Origin of the sequence: Advenella kashmirensis W13003 (assembly GCF_000506985.1) — a bacterium.
Lineage (GTDB): Bacteria > Pseudomonadota > Gammaproteobacteria > Burkholderiales > Burkholderiaceae_B > Advenella > Advenella kashmirensis_A.
In genome coordinates, this window is the sequence record NZ_KI650979.1 from 2,080,277 (window position 1) to 2,097,601 (window position 17,325).

Annotated in this window: 18 protein-coding genes; 11 read left to right on the forward strand and 7 right to left on the reverse strand. The window is 56.9% G+C overall.

The features are described 5' to 3' along the window. Nucleotides 1-36 precede the first annotated feature (36 nt). Together phoR and phoB are read right to left on the reverse strand one after the other, a co-directional pair. Nucleotides 37-1,389 (reverse strand): phosphate regulon sensor histidine kinase PhoR, encoded by a 1,353-nt coding sequence (phoR, locus tag W822_RS33520; protein WP_031242606.1) that lies wholly within the window; start codon nt 1,387-1,389, stop codon nt 37-39. Between the two features lie 129 nt (nt 1,390-1,518). Further along, nucleotides 1,519-2,214, reverse strand: a complete 696-nt coding sequence (phoB, locus tag W822_RS33525) for a phosphate regulon transcriptional regulator PhoB (protein ID WP_024005004.1) — start codon at nt 2,212-2,214, stop codon at nt 1,519-1,521. Nucleotides 2,215-2,333: 119 nt separating this feature from the next. Between phoB and ubiE the strand changes: the two genes are divergently transcribed. The 9 genes from ubiE (at nt 2,334) to W822_RS33570 (ending at nt 10,908) form a co-directional block, all read left to right on the forward strand. After that, nucleotides 2,334-3,101, forward strand: a complete 768-nt coding sequence (gene ubiE, locus W822_RS33530; RefSeq protein WP_024005005.1) for a bifunctional demethylmenaquinone methyltransferase/2-methoxy-6-polyprenyl-1,4-benzoquinol methylase UbiE — start codon at nt 2,334-2,336, stop codon at nt 3,099-3,101. Between the two features lie 185 nt (nt 3,102-3,286). Beyond that, nucleotides 3,287-4,279 carry a Tim44 domain-containing protein gene (locus tag W822_RS33535; RefSeq protein ID WP_024005006.1) on the forward strand — a complete coding sequence of 331 codons (993 nt, stop codon included), beginning with the start codon at nt 3,287-3,289 and terminating at the stop codon, nt 4,277-4,279. A gap of 298 nt (nt 4,280-4,577) precedes the next feature. Further along, entirely contained in the window at nt 4,578-5,351 is a 774-nt protein-coding gene (locus W822_RS33540) for an ABC transporter ATP-binding protein (protein ID WP_024005007.1), read from the forward strand. 38 nt (nt 5,352-5,389) lie between these two features. Next, the gene (locus W822_RS33545; RefSeq protein ID WP_024005008.1) at nt 5,390-6,388 is read left to right on the forward strand and encodes an ABC transporter substrate-binding protein; all 999 of its coding nucleotides are present in this window, start codon (nt 5,390-5,392) and stop codon (nt 6,386-6,388) included. Beyond that, complete coding sequence (locus W822_RS33550) at nt 6,385-7,158, forward strand: ABC transporter permease (protein WP_024005009.1); 774 nt, start codon at nt 6,385-6,387, stop codon at nt 7,156-7,158. The genes W822_RS33545 and W822_RS33550 overlap by 4 nt, the downstream gene beginning before the upstream one ends. A gap of 55 nt (nt 7,159-7,213) precedes the next feature. Next, nucleotides 7,214-8,062 carry a type 2 periplasmic-binding domain-containing protein gene (locus W822_RS33555; protein ID WP_024005010.1) on the forward strand — a complete coding sequence of 283 codons (849 nt, stop codon included), beginning with the start codon at nt 7,214-7,216 and terminating at the stop codon, nt 8,060-8,062. Nucleotides 8,063-8,216: 154 nt separating this feature from the next. Beyond that, nucleotides 8,217-8,846 (forward strand): ubiquinone biosynthesis accessory factor UbiJ, encoded by a 630-nt coding sequence (locus tag W822_RS33560; protein WP_024005011.1) that lies wholly within the window; start codon nt 8,217-8,219, stop codon nt 8,844-8,846. Continuing rightward, nucleotides 8,843-10,414 carry a ubiquinone biosynthesis regulatory protein kinase UbiB gene (gene ubiB, locus W822_RS33565; protein ID WP_031242607.1) on the forward strand — a complete coding sequence of 524 codons (1,572 nt, stop codon included), beginning with the start codon at nt 8,843-8,845 and terminating at the stop codon, nt 10,412-10,414. Before W822_RS33560 ends, ubiB begins: the two co-directional genes overlap by 4 nt. Then, nucleotides 10,414-10,908 carry an adenylyltransferase/cytidyltransferase family protein gene (locus W822_RS33570; protein ID WP_024005013.1) on the forward strand — a complete coding sequence of 165 codons (495 nt, stop codon included), beginning with the start codon at nt 10,414-10,416 and terminating at the stop codon, nt 10,906-10,908. The genes ubiB and W822_RS33570 overlap by 1 nt, the downstream gene beginning before the upstream one ends. Nucleotides 10,909-11,003: 95 nt before the next feature. On the opposite strand, the gene W822_RS33575 is transcribed toward W822_RS33570, so the two are convergent. After that, complete coding sequence (locus tag W822_RS33575; RefSeq protein WP_024005014.1) at nt 11,004-11,681, reverse strand: protein-L-isoaspartate O-methyltransferase family protein; 678 nt, start codon at nt 11,679-11,681, stop codon at nt 11,004-11,006. 76 nt (nt 11,682-11,757) lie between these two features. Next, the gene (thiD, locus tag W822_RS33580; RefSeq protein WP_024005015.1) at nt 11,758-12,570 is read right to left on the reverse strand and encodes a bifunctional hydroxymethylpyrimidine kinase/phosphomethylpyrimidine kinase; all 813 of its coding nucleotides are present in this window, start codon (nt 12,568-12,570) and stop codon (nt 11,758-11,760) included. Between the two features lie 126 nt (nt 12,571-12,696). Between thiD and ppk2 the strand changes: the two genes are divergently transcribed. Next, nucleotides 12,697-13,989, forward strand: coding sequence for a polyphosphate kinase 2 (gene ppk2 / locus W822_RS33585; protein WP_024005016.1), 1,293 nt, complete (start codon nt 12,697-12,699; stop codon nt 13,987-13,989). A 109-nt stretch (nt 13,990-14,098) separates the two neighbouring features. Here ppk2 and W822_RS0123510 read toward each other — a convergent pair whose 3' ends face one another. Next, complete coding sequence (locus W822_RS0123510; RefSeq protein ID WP_031242613.1) at nt 14,099-14,542, reverse strand: MarR family winged helix-turn-helix transcriptional regulator; 444 nt, start codon at nt 14,540-14,542, stop codon at nt 14,099-14,101. Between the two features lie 253 nt (nt 14,543-14,795). Here W822_RS0123510 and W822_RS33590 point away from each other — a divergent pair, with 253 nt between their 5' ends. Further along, nucleotides 14,796-15,350 carry a VOC family protein gene (locus tag W822_RS33590; protein ID WP_024005018.1) on the forward strand — a complete coding sequence of 185 codons (555 nt, stop codon included), beginning with the start codon at nt 14,796-14,798 and terminating at the stop codon, nt 15,348-15,350. Nucleotides 15,351-15,372: 22 nt separating this feature from the next. Here W822_RS33590 and W822_RS33595 read toward each other — a convergent pair whose 3' ends face one another. Together W822_RS33595 and W822_RS33600 are read right to left on the reverse strand one after the other, a co-directional pair. Then, a complete protein-coding gene (locus W822_RS33595; protein ID WP_024005019.1) occupies nt 15,373-15,873 on the reverse strand; it encodes a C40 family peptidase in 501 nt (166 codons plus the stop codon). 129 nt (nt 15,874-16,002) lie between these two features. Beyond that, complete coding sequence (locus W822_RS33600) at nt 16,003-17,112, reverse strand: NADH:flavin oxidoreductase/NADH oxidase (protein ID WP_024005020.1); 1,110 nt, start codon at nt 17,110-17,112, stop codon at nt 16,003-16,005. Between the last annotated feature and the right edge of the window lie 213 nt (nt 17,113-17,325).

Genomic DNA, 17,325 nt, shown 5'->3' on the forward strand with positions numbered 1-17,325 from the left:
CCTGAGCGTAAATACCTAGTGGAACGTGGCCTGCAACTACGTCGCCGCGTCTTCAACCAGGTGCGAATCATCACGTTTGTGATCGCCTTTCTTTTCCTGAACCACGATTTCTTCAGGAAAGACAATCCGGAACGTGCTGCCCTTGTTGATTTCGCTGTCGACCACGAGTTTTGCGTTATGCCGGATGACGATGTGTTTGGTGATGGCCAGGCCCAGGCCCGTGCCGCCCGAAGCACGCGAACGACTTTTATCGACACGGTAAAAACGTTCTGTAATGCGTGGGATATCTTTCTTTTCAATCCCCAGGCCGGTATCGGTCACGCTGAAGACAGCTTCGCCGTGCTCATTGGCCGACCAGCGGATGGTAATTTTGCCGCCTTCGGGTGTGTAGCGTACGGCGTTGGTCAGCAGATTGGTCACGGCAGAAGACAGCTCGTTCATTTGACCGACGACAGCCAGATCCGGGTCCACGTCAAACTCAAATTCATGGGACTCTCTGGAGATCGATTGCGCCTGGACCGCAGCCTTGTCGATAATGGGGGCCAACTGTACCTGGGTGCCTTCGACAATTTCCGTCGATTCCAGCGTGGACAGCGTCAGCAGATCCGCCACAATGGCCAGCATGCGTTGGGCCTGTTCGTGCATGAGCTCTTCATACTGCTTGCGCTGTTCCTTGGTCAGGGCTTCGTGCGGCAGGTCGCGCATGGTTTCCAGAAACCCGATCAGGACGGTCAGGGGCGTGCGGATTTCATGCGACACGTTTGCGACAAAATCGCGTTGCGTGGTTTGCAGTTTTTCCAGCTGCGTGATGTCCTGACATAGCAGCAGATATCCTTCATTGGCGTGCTGTGTGAGCTGGAACTGCAGCGAACACAGCTGGCCGCCGATTTCCCGGCGACTGCGCAAGGGACGGCTCCACTGGCGGCTTTGTGCGTAATCAAAAAACTCGGGCAGGCGGATGATATTGAATATGTTATAGCCCCGGTCTTTTTCGTAGACCAGATCCAGCAGGCGCTGGGACTGGGCATTGCACCATTCGATCTGAAAGGATTTGTCCAGCGTCACGGCGGCGGCGGGCAGGGCCTGTGCGGCTGACAGTACATTAGTGGTCAGTTCGCGCAGTGCGGTGTATTCATTCTGGCGGGTGCGCGCGTATTTGTAGACGGGTGTGACGATTTCGTCAAACATGCCCAAGTCGGGTGGCGGTGCCGAGGCTGGCTGGCAGGCCCATTTGAGCGTCGCGCTGTGATGGCGTCGGAGGCGGAACAGGTAAATCAGTCCGCAGATGGCCAGAAAAATCACACCGCTGATACCGCCCAGTAGCCATTGGATGCCCAGCGCCAGTGCGATGGCAACAACATAGGCGATCAGAAGCGTGGAGCGAAGCATGATTGAATTTCTTCCTGGGAGGTCTGGCGCGAGCCGGGCGCGGCTTGACCGAAGCACAGGGGTGCCCCGGCGCAGGCCCAGTCGTCAAACAGAACGTAAAAGAACCTGTGTGCAGGGACGATTGCGCAATCAGGCCGGCAGTTTAGATGTAAAACGATACCCGCTTCCGCGCACGGTTTCAACCAGATTATGATGGTTGCTCGGCTCCAGCGCCTTGCGCAGACGACGAATGTGGACATCGACCGTGCGCTCTTCCAGGAATACATGGTCGCCCCACACCTGATCCAGTAACTGGCCGCGAGTAAATACGCGCTCTGGATGGGTCATGAAAAAATGCAACAGACGAAATTCGGTCGGTCCCAGCGGCAGATTGGAGCCATTGCCGGTGATGCGGTGTGAGACCGGATCCAGTTTCAGACCCGAGATTTCGATTTCGTCATCGGTCAGCTGGGGCGCACGGCGGCGCAGCACGGCCTTGATGCGGGCCATGAGTTCCTTGGGGGAAAAGGGCTTGGTAATATAATCGTCCGCGCCGCTTTCCAGGCCTTCCACCTTGTCTGCTTCCGAGCTTTTGGCTGTGAGCATGATAATCGGTATGTCGCGCGTACGCTCACTGCTGCGCAGATTGCGCGCCAGGGCCAGCCCTGTGGAGCCGGGCAGCATCCAGTCCAGCAGAATCAGATCAGGCAATTCTGCATTGATCAAGACTTTAGCCTGTTCAGCATCCAGCGCGCGCAGCACTTTATGGCCGGCAAAGGACAAGTTGACGGAAATGAGCTCTTGAATTGCGGGTTCGTCTTCGACGACTAGAATTGTGCTTGCCATAATGAAGTAAAATCAAAAAGTCATGTGATTGACATTAACCGGAAATACTGGCCTCAATGGTATTGCCTGATTGTGTCATGTTTGTGACAATCCTGCCTACTCTTCATAAAGATTGCAATATGAATTCAGATCGTTCCACGTCGACCGGGCAATCCGGCACCACGCATTTTGGTTTTCGCACTGTTGATGAACAGGAAAAGGCCGGCAAGGTGGCGGAGGTATTTCATTCGGTGGCGCAACGGTACGACGTCATGAATGACCTCATGTCAGGGGGCATGCACCGGCTGTGGAAGCGTTTCACGATCGGGCGGGCGGGGGTCAGGGCGGGCATGCGCGTGCTGGACATCGCCGGCGGGACAGGCGATCTGGCGCTGGCGTTCGCCGGCAAAGTCGGTCCCGAGGGGCAGGTCTGGCATACCGACATCAATTCGTCCATGTTGCAGGTGGGCAGGGATCGCCTCATTGATAAAGGCGTTTTGCTGCCCACCGTGGTCTGTGACGCCGAGCATCTGCCTTTTTCGACCGACTATTTCGACGTGGTCACTGTGGCCTTTGGCCTGCGCAACATGACGCACAAGGATCTGGCGCTCAAGGAAATGCAGCGCGTGCTCAAGCCGGGTGGCAAACTGCTCGTGCTGGAGTTTTCGCGGGTCGCGGCGCCGCTGGCACCGGCTTACGACTGGTATTCTTTCAACGTGCTGCCTTGGCTCGGTCAGAAAGTGGCCAGTGATCAGGACAGCTATCGTTACCTGGCCGAGTCTATTCGCATGCACCCCGACCAGGAGACCCTGGCGCAAATGATGCGTGAAGCAGGTTTCCCCCGGGTCAACTATTTCAATCTGACCGCAGGCGTTGTCGCCCTGCACGAAGGCGTCAAGCTATTTTGATGCCCGTTTGACCCAGGCTTCAAAAGGCGGCGGCGTGACCGCGGCCCTCTTTCTTCCAGTGGTTTTGCCTGTCATTCATTTGATCAATGGTATCGATGTTGCTTGCATAATTGTTCAGGTTTTTGTAAGATAAATTCGTTTGCTAATTTATCCATTGTGGGTCAGTCCCACCGGAGCACGAATCAATGTTTAAAAAGTGGTCTAAATTTCTCACAGCTGCGCTGATCGTTGTCTCTTCCGCGACCATGCTGGCAGTTACTCATGACGCCGAAGCCCGCCGTATGGGCGGAGGTAGCAGCTTTGGCCGTCAATCCTCCAATATTACGACTAACCGCGCGCCTGCGGCGCAGGCGCCGACGGCCGTCAACCGTTCATCAGCAGCACCCGGGGCGGCTGCCAATGCCGGCGCGGCTGCGCAGCGCAGCGGATTTTCGCGTTTTCTGGGGCCGATCGCTGGTATAGCGGCGGGCTTGGGTATTGCCGCGCTATTGTCCAGCCTGGGGCTGGGGGGCGCCATGCTTGAGTTCCTCTCCAGTGCTCTGCTGATCGCCATTGTTATTTTTGGCGTCATGTTCATTGTGCGTCGTCTGAGAGGCGGCCAGTCACGCCCGGCGTTCCAGGGCGCCTCTCCCATGCAGCGTCAGGCTGGTCCTCAACCCGGTTCTCGCCATCAGGTACCACAAGCGCCCGGAAATGAGCACGCGCGCGGCGGATTCCAGCAAAATGGCAGCCTGTCGGCTACGGATTTCGCCGGTAATGCACAAGCGGCACCTGCGCCTGTCGACAAAAGCTGGTTTATTCCAGGCGATTTCGATACGCCGGCTTTTTTGCAGGTTGCCAAAAAGCAGTTTGTCACCATTCAGGGACTGTGGGATAAAGGTGATATCGAAGAGCTCAAAAATTATCTGACCGAAGATCTGGTGGGTGAGTTGTCGCCACAAATCACCAGCCGCGCCGGTCAAAGTTCGACTGAAGTGGTGTTGCTCAACGCCGAATTGCTGGGTATCGAACAGGTTCACGAAGGACATCTGGCATCGGTGCGTTTCTCGGGCATGTTGCGTGAAGACGCCCAGGAAGCCGCGTTCCGTTTCGAAGAAGTCTGGAACCTGTACAAGGAAAACAACTCGGGCTGGTTGCTGGCGGGTATTCAGCAAATTCCGGTGGAAAACGCATCCTGATTTTCCGACCTTGGCAGTCCGATCCTGACTTTCAGTTAGTGTCGTTCATAGCCGGTCTTGTCTGACCGGCAGCCCAATACAAGGCGCGATCATGAAAATGGTCGCGCTTTTGCATGGAACCGGGCTTTGCATGGTGTGAGGGCGGAATGCGGCGAGGGGCTTTGTACGGCCTGAAGCTGTTTTCCTTATGACTGCTGATTATTATTAATAACCATTGGTTATATTAAAATAAATACTAATTATTTTTTCTCTTAAGAAGATTTGGTTATAGTGTCAGATCGTATGGGGGCCTATTACCGTGAATCTTAGCTTCAGCAATGTTTACAAGCAGTTCGGTTCGCTGTCTGTTGTAGACAATTTCAGCGCCGGTTTTCATTCCGGCGAGATCGTGGCGCTGGTGGGGCCGTCGGGCTCAGGCAAGTCCACACTCCTGCATATGGCAGCGGGTCTGGAAAAGACCACTTCGGGCACAATTGAGACCGATGCACAGCCCGTTACCAAACCCGATCCAAGCCGTACCCTGGTGTTTCAGGAGCACGCTCTGTATCCGTGGCTGACCCTGAAGCAAAACGTGGCCATGGCGCTGGAGTTTCAACATGTCGCCCGCAAGCAGGCTTATGAACGCGCCGCCACGTGGCTTCAGCGCGTCGGGCTGGACGGGTTTGAAAACTACTATCCTCATCAGGTTTCCGGTGGTATGCGCCAGCGTGCAGCACTGGCGCGGGCGTTTATTGCCGAGCCTGAAGTGCTGCTGCTGGACGAACCTTTCGGGGCGCTGGATGCGCTGACGCGCCTGAGCTTGCAGGATGTGCTGCTGGACCTGGTCGAACAGGCCCGGCCAACCGTTCTGCTGGTAACGCATGATGTCGACGAGGCCTTGTTCCTGGCAGATCGGGTCATGGTGTTCAGTGCGCGCCCGGCGACGGTGCTGAAGGAGTTCAACCTGAGCCACCGTGAACGCAGCCACGATCTGTCCGATCTGGCCGCAGAGAAACGCGAGATCCTCAGCCTGCTTGGCATTGCCGTCAAGCACGAGAGCAAATCGGAGCAGTCCGACAAACTGGCTGCCTGATATAACGACAATTCAAAATTATTTAGAGAGAGTCAAACATGAATATCCGCAAATGGACTGCATTGCCGCTGGTGGCATCGCTGTTGTTTTCAGGCGCCGCCATGGCAGCCGACAAATTGAAGGTCGGTTATCTCAGGGTGATGGATGATGCGCAGGCCATCGTCGCGCAGGAAGGCGATTTTTATAAAAAACAGGGCCTGGACACCGAACTGATGGAGTTCAAGTCTGGCACCGATCTGATCAAGGCGATCGTCGGAGGCCAGGTGGATGTCGGCGTACTGGGCTTTACCAACGCCATCTCCTGGGCGTCCCGTGGGGCCGATCTGAAGGTCGTGGGCGGCGCGCAGCGCGGTTATCATTCCCTGCTGGTGCGTGATGACGCCGGTATCAATACGCTGGCTGATCTCAAGGGTAAAACGCTGGCTTCCCAAAGCCAGGGCAGCACGGCCGATACGGTGTTGCGCGGCGTGGTGCTGAAAGGCGCGGACCTGAAAGAGGGCGATGTCAATGTCATGGGCGTGAGTCCGGCGGTGGCTGTGCAGTCACTGGTCGGCAATCGGGTGAATGCTGCCTTTTTGTTCGAGCCCTATGATCGTATCGCGCAACTGGTCGCACCGGTCAAGCAGATTTATGAAGTAGGTGAAAGCTGGCCTTTCCCTTGCATGGTGGTCATCACCTCCGGCAAAGTGCTGGAAAGCCGCAAGGATGACATTTGGAAGGCGCTGGACGCCCAACAGCAGGCCATCGAGCTGCTGGAAAATAAACCCGCCGAAGCCTCGAAACTGATCGCTCAGTACTTTATTGCCGAGCCTACACTCAAAACGCGCAAGCAAGGAGACTTGCCGCGTGAAACGGTGATCGCCGATGCCATCAAGACGCAGGAATTCACCTCGAAAGTCACGGACAAAGATATTGAGCGCATGACAGAGCTGGCTCGTATCATGGAAGGTGAAGGCTCTCTGAAAACAAAAGACGGCAAACCTTTTGATGTCAACACGGTTCTTGATCTCGAATGGCAGAAGGCACGTAAACTGTGAGCAATGGCACCCGGATAGGCGGCTATAAAAAGCCGCTGGCGGTGGTGCTTGCCATCGCGTTTATTCTTTTGGTCTGGCAACTGGTCGCATTGACGCTGCCGGACTTTCTTATGCCAGGTATTCTGCCGGTGCTTGAGCGTTTGTCCGAAAGTGTTCGCAGCGGCGATTTCTATGCCGGACTGATGGGGTCACTGGCCCGCTTGGGCACAGGCTATGGGATTGCGCTGGCTTGTGGTGTGGCTTTCGGCTTACTGGCTGCCAGTCTGAATTTTTTCCGGGAAGTGCTGCGCAATGTGATTGTGATTCTGCAGTCGCTGCCCAGTATTGCCTGGGTGCCCCTGTTTCTGATCGTCTGGGGCTTTGGCAATAAACCCATGATCGTCGTAGTGGCGCTCGCCGCGTTTTTCCCCGCCGCGCTCAGTGTGATGAACGCGACCGAATCCGTGCACAAAGTGCATATTTCGGCTGCGCGCGTCATGGGCGCCAGTCCATGGGGGCTGGTGCGTCGCGTGTACCTGCCTGCGGTCATGCCGGAGCTGATTACCGGTGCGCAGCTGGCATTCGGCAACGCCTGGCGGGCCCTGATTTCGGTGGAAATGCTGGTGGACTTTGGCAAGGGGCTGGGGCGTTCGCTGAGTTTTTCTGGCGATACCGGCGACATGACCGGGGTGATGGCCAATATCCTGGTCATTGCCATTCTGGCGGCGCTGATCGATCAGCTCGTTCTGGAACGCATCAAGCACAGACTGTTGCGCTACCAATACGTCTGATTCTGAACAGATGGTTTGCAAAGTCCCGCGGTAACGCGGGGCAGGACGTGCATTCATGACTACCCACATCCTCCGATCCATTGTTGCCGGCCTTGTGCTGGTGCTGGCGTCCCCGGCGGCGCTGCCGCAGGCCGCGACAGCCGCACGTGGCGGGGAGGCAGATACCGTGTTTCCCGACGCCGCCGCAAGAGGGCAACTGCGGGTGGGCGTCATTCATGTGACCCCGCCTGCAGCCCCAGGCAGCAAAGTGCGGACTGAAGACAGGCTGGATACGCCGGCAGTCAGTGCCCTGGCCGACACCCTGGCGTTGCCGGCCAGGATGGTTCAAATGACCCCCGAGGAAGCGGCCGTCGCCCTGAATAATGGCAGTATCGATCTGGCCCTCTACAGCCTGCCGGCCGCCGCGCCTGTTTTGCCGGGCGTCACCGCGATCCCCACAACCTACCGCACCTGGCCCCAGGCCGTGATTCGCAGCGATACGCCGATTCACTCGGCCAAAGACTTGCAGGGGCGCCAGGTCTGTATTGCGAAAACAGCAGACCAAGCCGCCCAGGCAGCGACTGCCGCCGGCGCCACGCTGTTGTCCTTCGCAGTGCCATCGGATGCGCTGGTTGCAGTCCGCGAAGGCCGGTGTGATCTGGGGCTGATCGACCAGACGGTGTGGCAGGATCTGATGACGTTTCCCGAGTGGCGCAAATTCTCAGCCACCTTGCAATTGTCCGCACAGCCGCGCACGCTGACCTGGCTGGTGCCTGCCGCAAACACGCGTCAGACAGACTGGCTGCGCGCGCAGATGCAGCGCTGGGATCGCAAGGGTCAATGGGCAGCGTTCAGCAAAAAATGGGCGACCGATGTGGCTTTTGATGTGTATCTGGACCAGGAAGTCCCCGATTGCCACAGCTGACCGGCATGCGGTGCCGATCGCGTCATGGCACAAATCACGGCGCAGGACAATTGTGACACTGTTTTGTCAGTCTGCTGCCGGGTCTATGGGGCCGGATTCCGCATGAAAAGGGTACACTAACGGATTCAGAATCTTGCGTGGTCTACCGGATTTTATGTTGCTCTCTGCCTTACCCGATCCCAATTTTCCCATCGTACGCGCACTGAACCTGCTGCTGGACCGCGAGCTCTGGGCAAAAACACGAATCACCGCGCACGCGGGGAAAACAGTGCGCATCCGCATCGGCCTTCTTGATCTGCGCTTTACGCTTCTGCACGACGGCCGGCTCGAGCGCGCCGACCCGGCTGTGGTGGCCGACGTGACTCTTTCTGTTCCGGACAATCGGCTGGCCGATTTACCGGGTGCGTTGCGCAATCGGGACAATCCGGCGCAACTGGCGTCTTTGCTGCATCTGGAAGGTGAGGCAGGCCTGGCGCAACTGGTATCTGATCTGGCCCGCGATCTGCGCTGGGATTCCGAGCATGAGCTGGCACGTTTCACTGGCGGCATGCTCTCGCGGCAAATTCATCAACTGCTGCGCAGCACGGTGGCCACCGCGACCGGCGTGGCCAGCCGCCTGACCGAAAACCTGGGAGAGTATGCTGCCGAAGAGGCATCGCTGGTGACAGGACGTCCCGCGCTGCAGTCCTGGGAACAGGAGTTACGTGCAGCCACGGTACGACTGGATCAGCTTGATGGGCGCCTGCGCGCGCTGGAAGCGCGCCATCGCCGGGGTGCGCGATGATCATGTCCGCGCTGCGTCTGATGCGCATTCTTCTGGTCTGCCTGCGCTATGGGCTGGACGAATTGGTCCTGAGCGGGCTGAAACACCCGATTGCCAGCTCTCTTCTCAAAGTGGTGCGCCTGGGGCGCAGTTTCGAGCAGCCTCGTGGCCAGCGATTGCGGCTCGCGCTGGAGTCGCTCGGGCCGATTTTCATCAAGTTCGGCCAGGTCTTGTCTACCCGCCGTGATCTTATTCCACTGGATATTGCCGATGAATTATCGGCGTTGCAGGACCGCGTACCGCCGTTTCCTTCCGAGCAGGCCATGGAGAGCATCCAGAAGGCCTTTGGCAAGCACCCATCCGAACTGTTTGCCCTGTTTGAAGCCGAACCGGTCGCTTCTGCATCAGTAGCACAAGTGCACTTTGCCGTGCTTCACGATGGCCGTGAGGTCGCCGTCAAGGTGTTGCGCCCGGGCATGCTGGCCGTCATCGAGCGCGATCTGTCGCTGATGTCGCTGTTCGCCGGCTTTGTGCAGCGTCTTTTGCCGGACGGTCGCCGCTTGCGGCCCAGGGAAGTGGTCAGCGAATTCGACAAATACCTGCATGATGAACTGGATCTGCAGGTCGAAGCGGCCAACTGCAGCCAGTTGCGCCGCAACTTTGAATCCAACCCGAAACGTGCCGATTTGCTGATGGTGCCCGAAGTCATTTGGGAATACACCAGCAAGACGGTCATGACCATGGAGCGCATGCACGGGGTGCCGGTCAGTCAGACCGACCGCCTTGAGGCAGCGGGGGTCGATATCAAGAAACTGGCGCGCAATGGCGTGGAGATTTTTTTCACGCAGGTGTTCGAAGATGGCTTTTTCCATGCCGATATGCACCCGGGCAATATTTTTGTCTCGCTGCAGCCTGAGTCCCTGGGGCGTTATATCGCGCTGGATTTCGGTATTGTCGGTTCGCTGTCCGAGTTTGACAAAAATTATCTGTCGCAGAATTTCCTGGCCTTTTTCCGGCGCGATTATCGTCGGGTGGCTCAGTTGCATATCGAGTCCGGCTGGGTGCCGGCCGATACCCGTGAAGAGGAACTCGAAGCGGCCGTGCGCTCAGTATGTGAGCCGTATTTCGATCGCAAGCTGTCGGAAATTTCACTGGGCCAGGTACTGCTGCGGCTTTTTCAGACTTCGCGCCGGTTCAATGTTGAAATCCAGCCGCAACTGGTTTTGTTGCAAAAAACCCTGCTGAACGTCGAGGGGATGGGACGACAACTGGATCCCGATCTGGATTTGTGGCAGACGGCCAAGCCCTTTCTGGAAGGCTGGATGTGGGACCGGATCGGCCCGCGCGCCTTTGTGTCGCAGGTGCGCAAGGAAGCCTCGCAATGGTCGCATCTGTTGCCGGAAATTCCAAGACTGGTACACACCCAGCTCGCTCGCCAGGACAGCCTGCCTGCGATCCGCAAGGAACTGTCGCAACTGGGTAAAAGCCATCGTCGCAGCGAACGCATTTTTATCGTCATGACAATTATTCTGACTCTGCAGGCAGGGCTGATTTTGTGGCTGGTGGCTACGTTGCTGGGGTGGCAATAATGACGGTGCGTTTTGAATCCAAAATCCTTACCCGGGCGCAATGTATTGAAGCGGTGCGCAGTGGTGCGTTGCCCAGACCCCTGGTGTTTACCAATGGTGTTTTCGATATTTTGCATCGTGGGCATGTGAGTTATCTGGACGAAGCGGCGCAACTTGGCGCAAGTCTCGTGGTCGCGGTCAATACCGATGATTCGGTGCGTCGACTGGGCAAGGCGCCTGATCGGCCGCTGAACGGAGAACAGGACCGGCAGGCTATGCTTGCAGCGCTGGCCTGCGTGTCCGCCGCAACGGTATTTGAAGAAGATACGCCCTATGAGCTGATCGAGCAGTTACGACCCGACGTGATTGTCAAGGGGGGGGACTATGATATGGCCACGCTCAAGGAAACCGCATTGGTGCAAAGCTGGGGCGGTCGCGCTGTGGCCATTCCGTTCCGGTTCCAGCGCTCAACCACAGCGCTGGTCAATGCGATCCGGGGAACCTCAGGCGCGTGATCAATACAAAAAGATCGCTCAGATTGGCTGCAGTTGCAGTCGGCTGAACAGTCTTTTTCTTCAATCATTCGGACAGCGGCACGCTGCCCGGCATATCAGAATTTGAAATGCGATACGGTGGTGCCACGCAACGGCTTGGCATAAGTATCAAATAGCGATTCGGTTTCAAAGGCGGCGGCACTGACGCGGGTAATGCGCAACGCCGTCATGACCGGTGCCTGGCCGACAATGGCGACCAGGCGACCGCCAATAGTCAGCTGGTATTTGAGCGAATCGGGAATATTCGGAATGGAGCCGGTCAGCAGAATGGCGCTGTATTCGCCCGTGCCCCAGCCGGCACGGCCGTCGCCGATTTCGACTTTCACATTCGGAATGTTTTCACGTTCCAGATTGGCTTTGCCGAAAGCGGCAATGTGGCGATCAATTTCCACGCTGACCACCGTGCTGCACAAGCGGCTGAGAATCGCAGCCTGGTAGCCCGAACCGGTGCCGATTTCGAGTACGCCATCGGTGGGAGACAGCTGCAGTTCCTGTGCCAGACGCGCTTCGATCTTGGGCGCCAGCATGGTCTCACAGCTGTTGATACCTTCGACCTCCAGCGGAATCTCGATGTCGGAATACGCCATATTCTGATAGCGTACCGGTACAAACCGGTCGCGCGCGATGGCAGACAGGGCGTCCAGCACATCTTCGTCCAGGACATGCCAGGGACGGATCTGCTGTTCGATCATGTTGAAACGGCTTTGTTCGGCAAGAGAGGTCAGAGCATTCATAGGAGGGGTATCAAACGTGGTCCTGAAATTGGAGTTGCAAGGTCATTTTACCCGCAACGGCGGCGGGCTTTGTGTTTCACGACCACAAGGCATGAAAATGATGCACGGGGCCATGCCCATGCCCGACGTTGAGCTCGCCGGAACGGGCGATGGCGGTCTCGATGTAGGCTTTAGCCAGTCTGGCCGCCTGTGGAACATCTCCCGTACCGGGGATCAACGCGCACAGCGCAGCCGACAGCGTGCAGCCGGTGCCGTGGGTATTGGGGGTGTCGATCCGTTTGCCGGGCAATTCGATCATGCGGTCGCCATCGGTCAGCAGATCAACCGTATCGTTACCGGGCAAATGGCCGCCCTTGAGCAGAACCCAGACCGTGCGATGATGATCCATCAGCTTGCGCAGGCGTTCTGCTACCCGGTACATCTGCTTGAGTGAATCGGCTTCCTGTTCCCCCAGCAGCACGCCCGCTTCGGGCAGATTGGGCGTAATCACCGTGGCCAGCGGAATGAGCGCTTCGCGCAGGGTGGAAATGGCGGTCTTATCCAGAAGCACGTCTCCGCTTTTTGCGACCATGACCGGATCGATGACGATATGATCGGGCATCCAGTAGGCCAGGCGCTCGGCCACCATGCGGGTAACCGGTTCGTGACCCAGCATGCCGATCTTTACCGAATCGATATGCACATCCTCAAACAGTGTATCGATCTGCTGGCGCACAAAATCGGGTGTCACCGGTTGCACGCCGGTCACGGCTCTGGTGTTTTGTGCGGTCAGGGCAGCCACGACGGCGCAGGCATATGTGCCCAGTGCACTCATGGTTTTGACGTCGGCAAGGATGCCGGCGCCGCCGGAGGGGTCAACGCCGGCAATGGTCAGTGTGTTAAAAATCATACGGCCTTCTGAAACCACAAAATTGTTGTCATATGCATATGATAATGTCTTCGTCTGAATTAATGTTAAGGAATGGATTTGGACGTGATCTTACAATGCGTTTTTTATCCGTAGGAAGGACTTCACATGGCAAACCAGAATACGACAGAATCAACAGAAAACATGAGCACTCAGGCAGAAGATGCGCCCCGCGACATGACGGACGCTGAAATCCGGTCTGGTCTGGATTCGGTACAGCTACTCAGTCAACGGGACGACGGTGTGGCAGAGGAAGCAGATGAGCAACCCGGCCCTGCCGCCGAATTGCGTGAAACGGCACAGGGCGACACCCTGTATGGCCTGAACGAGGGGCAGACCCGGGACAATACGGCGACCGACAGCTTGCGGTCACGTGTGGACGCCGATGCTGCCGCCTTTGCGGCAGATGTCGTGGGAACCGACAAAGCCGGTCGCCGTGAGCGGGCGCGATTGTTGCTTGAAGGCATATCGGCCGATGATCGCGGCGAACTGCTCAAGCTGCTGCGCGATGAAAAGATTCGCGCAGACAATAACAGGGCGTCCGATACCGATCCCGACAACGAACTCAATGAGAGCTGGCAGGACGGCGGTTATCCGTACAAATACCTGATGTCGCGCCGCAATTACGAATTCCAGAAATACGATTTGCAGGTCGAACTGCTCAAACTGCAGTCCTGGGTTAAGGAAACCGGTCAGCGCGTGGTGATTGTCTTTGAAGGCCGCGATGCCGCCGGCAAGGGCGGAACCATCAAGCGCTTCATGGAGCACCTGAATCCACGTACCGCGCGCGTGGTCGCCTTGCAAAAACCCACGGAAACCGAATTGGGACAGTGGTATTTCCAGCGTTATGTCGAGCATCTGCCCACCAGCGGTGAAATGGTGCTGTTTGATCGTTCCTGGTACAACCGCGCCGGGGTAGAACGCGTGATGGGATTTTGCACCGATGCCGAGTATTGGGAATTCATGCGCCAGGCGCCCGAGTTCGAGCGCAATCTGGTGCGCAGTGGCATCACAGTCATCAAGTTCTGGTTTTCGGTCAGCCAGGGTGAGCAGAAGCGCCGTTTCAAAGAGCGCCAGCACCATCCGCTCAAGCAGTGGAAGCTGTCGCCTATTGATATGGCTTCTTTAGATAAATGGGACGATTACACGCGTGCCAAGGAAGCGATGTTCTTTCATACCGACACCAGCGATGCGCCGTGGATGGTGGTCAAGTCCAATTGTAAAAAACGGGCTCGCCTTAACGCCATGCGCTATGTTCTGCAGCAATTTAACTACACCAACAAAGACCCGGCCAATATCGGCAAGATTGATCCGCTGATTGTGGGGCGCTCCAATGTGGTCTACGAGCAGGGCGAACACGTCGTGCAGAGTAACAACCGGGGCAAGCGGGACGCCCGTTAATCCTGCGTGCCCTGACTCCCCCTGGGTGCGCCAGGAAGCCGGTGCGCCGCAGGGGGGCGATGTGACTGCACTCGTTGCGCCTGTCTGTCGTGCCCGCCTGTTTTGCCTGTTAGCCGCGGGCGACTAGTTCCTGGGCACGTTGCAGAATCTGGCCCAGGCTTTTTTGCAGCACCTGGTGCTGGGCCGGCGTCAGGTCCTGCAGCAGATAGTCGTTGCGGGCCACCATGAGCGGTGACACTTCTTTGTATGCCGCCTGGCCGGCAGCAGTCACAATCAGCACGTGCTGTCGTTTGTCCTGACTGTCTGCCGTGCGCGAAATAAACCCCTTGTTTTCAAGCCGGGCAATGGCCCGGCTCACCTGCATCTTATCGAGTGTCGTGTGCAGGACAATATCGGCTGCGCGCATATGGCGCTCCTGATTCACCGCCACCAATACGCGCCAGTCATCTCGCGTAATGCCCAGTCGCGTCTCGTAAACCGTTGCGACCGAATGGCTCACGACATCGGCCAGTTGGGAAAACTGATAGGGTAAAAAAGCATTCAGATCAATCATAATGGATTCGGTCAAAGCGTTATTAGTAACAAATGATATTTTTATAGTGGCATTTTTTTCAATATAAAAATAATCATAAAAATCCCTATATTCAATAAATTTAAGGAATATTGTATTGACGCGCAAAGAAAAATCTCATTTAATAGTAACTGTTGTTACTATTAAATCTTGTTGTGTGCCAGACGGCGGTGATCCACTTCATCTGGAACGCGAATCAGGTTAGCACGCGACCTTCAACACAAAGAGGAAAGACATGGAGATTCAAAAAATACATCACGTAGCGTATCGCTGCAAAGACGCAAAAGAAACCGTACTCTGGTACAAGGAAAACCTGGGCATGGATTTCGTTCTGGCCATTGCCGAAGACCGGGTGCCTTCCACCAAGGCGAACGATCCCTATATGCATGTGTTTATCGATGCCGGTCACGGCAATATTCTGGCATTTTTTGAATTGCCCAACTCACCCGAGATGGGGGTTGATCCCAACACGCCGGACTGGGTTCAGCATATTGCTTTTGAAGTGCCCAGCGTCGAGGTGCTGGAACGCACCAAGGCACAATTGCAGGCCAAAGGCATTGATGTGGTGGGGGTCACCAATCATGTCCTGTTCAAGTCCATTTATTTCCGGGATCCCAACGGTCATCGTGTGGAACTGGCCGCGCCCACGACCACGCCGGAAATGAACCGGAAACTGGATGAGGTCAAATGGGAGATGCTGGAGGAATGGAGCCAGACCAAGCGGGCACCCAAACACGCAGCGTGGCTGCATGAAGAAGAGTTCCAGGCCGGACAGGCGCTGCCGGCCTGATCCGAAAGGGCGGCGCGCGGTATTACTGGAACGCCGTGCGTGCGTCCTCGAAGCGTTCGGCAAAATACCGACTGTCCAGCGAGTCCACCCGAACCTTGCCATTGTTGCGGCTCGACGGCGCGTGGACGAACTCGTTGTTGCCGATATAGATTCCCATGTGCGAATAGGGTTTGAAGGTATTGAAGAACACGAAATCACCCGCTTTCAGATCGGATCTGGAAATGGGTTTGGACAGTTTGGCAATCATGGCCGTGTTGTGCGGAAAACGAAAGCCCGCCGATTCATTAAAGACGTAGCTGACAAACCCGCTGCAGTCCATGCCGTCCGGCGTTGAGCCGCCGTAGCGATAGGGGGTACCGGTCAGCGTCAGCGCCCGTTCCAGCACCGGGTCCCGGTAGGTTTCGGAGATGGACGGACTGGAGTAGGAGGCGGGCACCTTTGCCACGGGGCCACGGCTGGCGCAGCCCGCCAGCAGCAGGCTGGTGGCGCCAATAGCTGCCATATACTTAAGGGAACGATGCATGCCTTACCCCGGGGGAAAAATTGCGTTTGGTCTCCAGTATCGCAATTTCATGCCCTGGGGAAAAGGGCTGGCCTGTGTTTTGGTGAAATTTTCAGCTATATATTACATAAAAACAACAGGTTAAGATAATTAGCTCATGTTTTTTGTGAACAGTGTTTTCAGCCGGGAAGGCTGGCTGCGCCAAAACTGTGGCGAAGCATCAATGCTGGTGCCCAGCTCGGCGGCGGCATGCCAGGGCCAGCGCGCATCGTAAAGCATGCCGCGGGCAACGCCTACCAGGTCAGCCTGGCCCGACGCCACGACCGATTCGGCAAATTGCGGGTCGGTAATCAAACCGACCCCAATCACCGGGATGTCGACGGCGTTTTTGATCGCCTGGGCAAAAGGCAACTGATAACCCGGTTCATTGGTAATCTGCTGGGCCTGCGAAAGGCCGCCAGAAGACACGTGGATAAAGGCTGCGCCCAGGCTGGCCAGTTCCTGGGTGAATCGAATGCTCTGTTCGACATCCCAGCCGCCCTCAACCCAATCGCTGGCCGAAATCCGCATGCCCACCGGCACTTTGCCAGCCACTTCGGCCTGGACGGCCTTGAACACCGCCAGTGGGAAACGCATGCGGTTTTCCAGGGAGCCGCCGTACTCATCTGTACGCTGATTGGACAGCGGGGATAAAAACTCATGCAGGAGATAGCCATGAGCGCCATGCAGCTCGATAGCGTCTATACCCAAGTCGACACTGCGTCGGGCAGCCTGTACAAACGCCGCGATAATCCGCTCCAGCCCCTCGGCGTCCAGTGCCTGAGGCGGCCGGTCCTGAGGGGCAAACGGCACGGGCGAGGGGCCAAACGTGTCCCAGCCGCCCTGGTCCAGCGGCAGTTGCCCGCCGCCAAACCACGGCTGGGCGCAAGACGCCTTGCGGCCGGCATGGGCCAGCTGGATGGCGAACGGCGTATCGGAAAAACTGCGGATGTCGCGCAAGGTTCGGGCGATTGCGTCTTGAGTGGCATCGTCCCACAAGCCCACATCTGCCGGAGAGATCCGGCCTGCAGGCTCCACAGCAGTGGCTTCGATAAAGACCAGGGCCGAGCCCGAAACGGCCAGTGACCCCAGGTGCATCAAGTGCCAGGGCTGCATGTGCCCGTCAATGGCCGAGTACTGGCACATGGGCGGCACAATAATGCGATTCTTAAGTTGAAGCTGGCCCAGGGAAAAGGGCGTGAACAGGGCGGGTGAGGTCATTGTCGTATCACATTTGAAAAATTGACGGAGACGGGTAAAGCCGCACAGCAAGGCGCGGCAGGGATTGCCTTATTTTTAACACAACCGGTCCGTACAAACCGGCAAGTGCTGGGCAGGGGTGTGCAATCACGTGCATTTATCCATGATCAATATCATATGTTTATGAACGTCAGATATAAGGGGGGCAGTGAAAAACTGCTGGCAGAAAGGCCG

Bases quoted from the DNA above. Each gene is read 5' to 3' on its own strand.
- phoR (WP_031242606.1), bottom strand. From the start codon at position 1,389: ATGCTTCGCTCCACGCTTCTGATCGCCTATGTTGTTGCCATCGCACTG.
- phoB (WP_024005004.1), bottom strand. From the start codon at position 2,214: ATGGCAAGCACAATTCTAGTCGTCGAAGACGAACCCGCAATTCAAGAG.
- ubiE (WP_024005005.1), top strand. From the start codon at position 2,334: ATGAATTCAGATCGTTCCACGTCGACCGGGCAATCCGGCACCACGCAT.
- W822_RS33535 (WP_024005006.1), top strand. From the start codon at position 3,287: ATGTTTAAAAAGTGGTCTAAATTTCTCACAGCTGCGCTGATCGTTGTC.
- W822_RS33545 (WP_024005008.1), top strand. From the start codon at position 5,390: ATGAATATCCGCAAATGGACTGCATTGCCGCTGGTGGCATCGCTGTTG.
- W822_RS33555 (WP_024005010.1), top strand. From the start codon at position 7,214: ATGACTACCCACATCCTCCGATCCATTGTTGCCGGCCTTGTGCTGGTG.
- W822_RS33560 (WP_024005011.1), top strand. From the start codon at position 8,217: ATGTTGCTCTCTGCCTTACCCGATCCCAATTTTCCCATCGTACGCGCA.
- ubiB (WP_031242607.1), top strand. From the start codon at position 8,843: ATGATCATGTCCGCGCTGCGTCTGATGCGCATTCTTCTGGTCTGCCTG.
- W822_RS33570 (WP_024005013.1), top strand. From the start codon at position 10,414: ATGACGGTGCGTTTTGAATCCAAAATCCTTACCCGGGCGCAATGTATT.
- W822_RS33575 (WP_024005014.1), bottom strand. From the start codon at position 11,681: ATGAATGCTCTGACCTCTCTTGCCGAACAAAGCCGTTTCAACATGATC.
- thiD (WP_024005015.1), bottom strand. From the start codon at position 12,570: ATGATTTTTAACACACTGACCATTGCCGGCGTTGACCCCTCCGGCGGC.
- ppk2 (WP_024005016.1), top strand. From the start codon at position 12,697: ATGGCAAACCAGAATACGACAGAATCAACAGAAAACATGAGCACTCAG.
- W822_RS0123510 (WP_031242613.1), bottom strand. From the start codon at position 14,542: ATGATTGATCTGAATGCTTTTTTACCCTATCAGTTTTCCCAACTGGCC.
- W822_RS33590 (WP_024005018.1), top strand. From the start codon at position 14,796: ATGGAGATTCAAAAAATACATCACGTAGCGTATCGCTGCAAAGACGCA.
- W822_RS33595 (WP_024005019.1), bottom strand. From the start codon at position 15,873: ATGCATCGTTCCCTTAAGTATATGGCAGCTATTGGCGCCACCAGCCTG.
- W822_RS33600 (WP_024005020.1), bottom strand. From the start codon at position 17,112: ATGACCTCACCCGCCCTGTTCACGCCCTTTTCCCTGGGCCAGCTTCAA.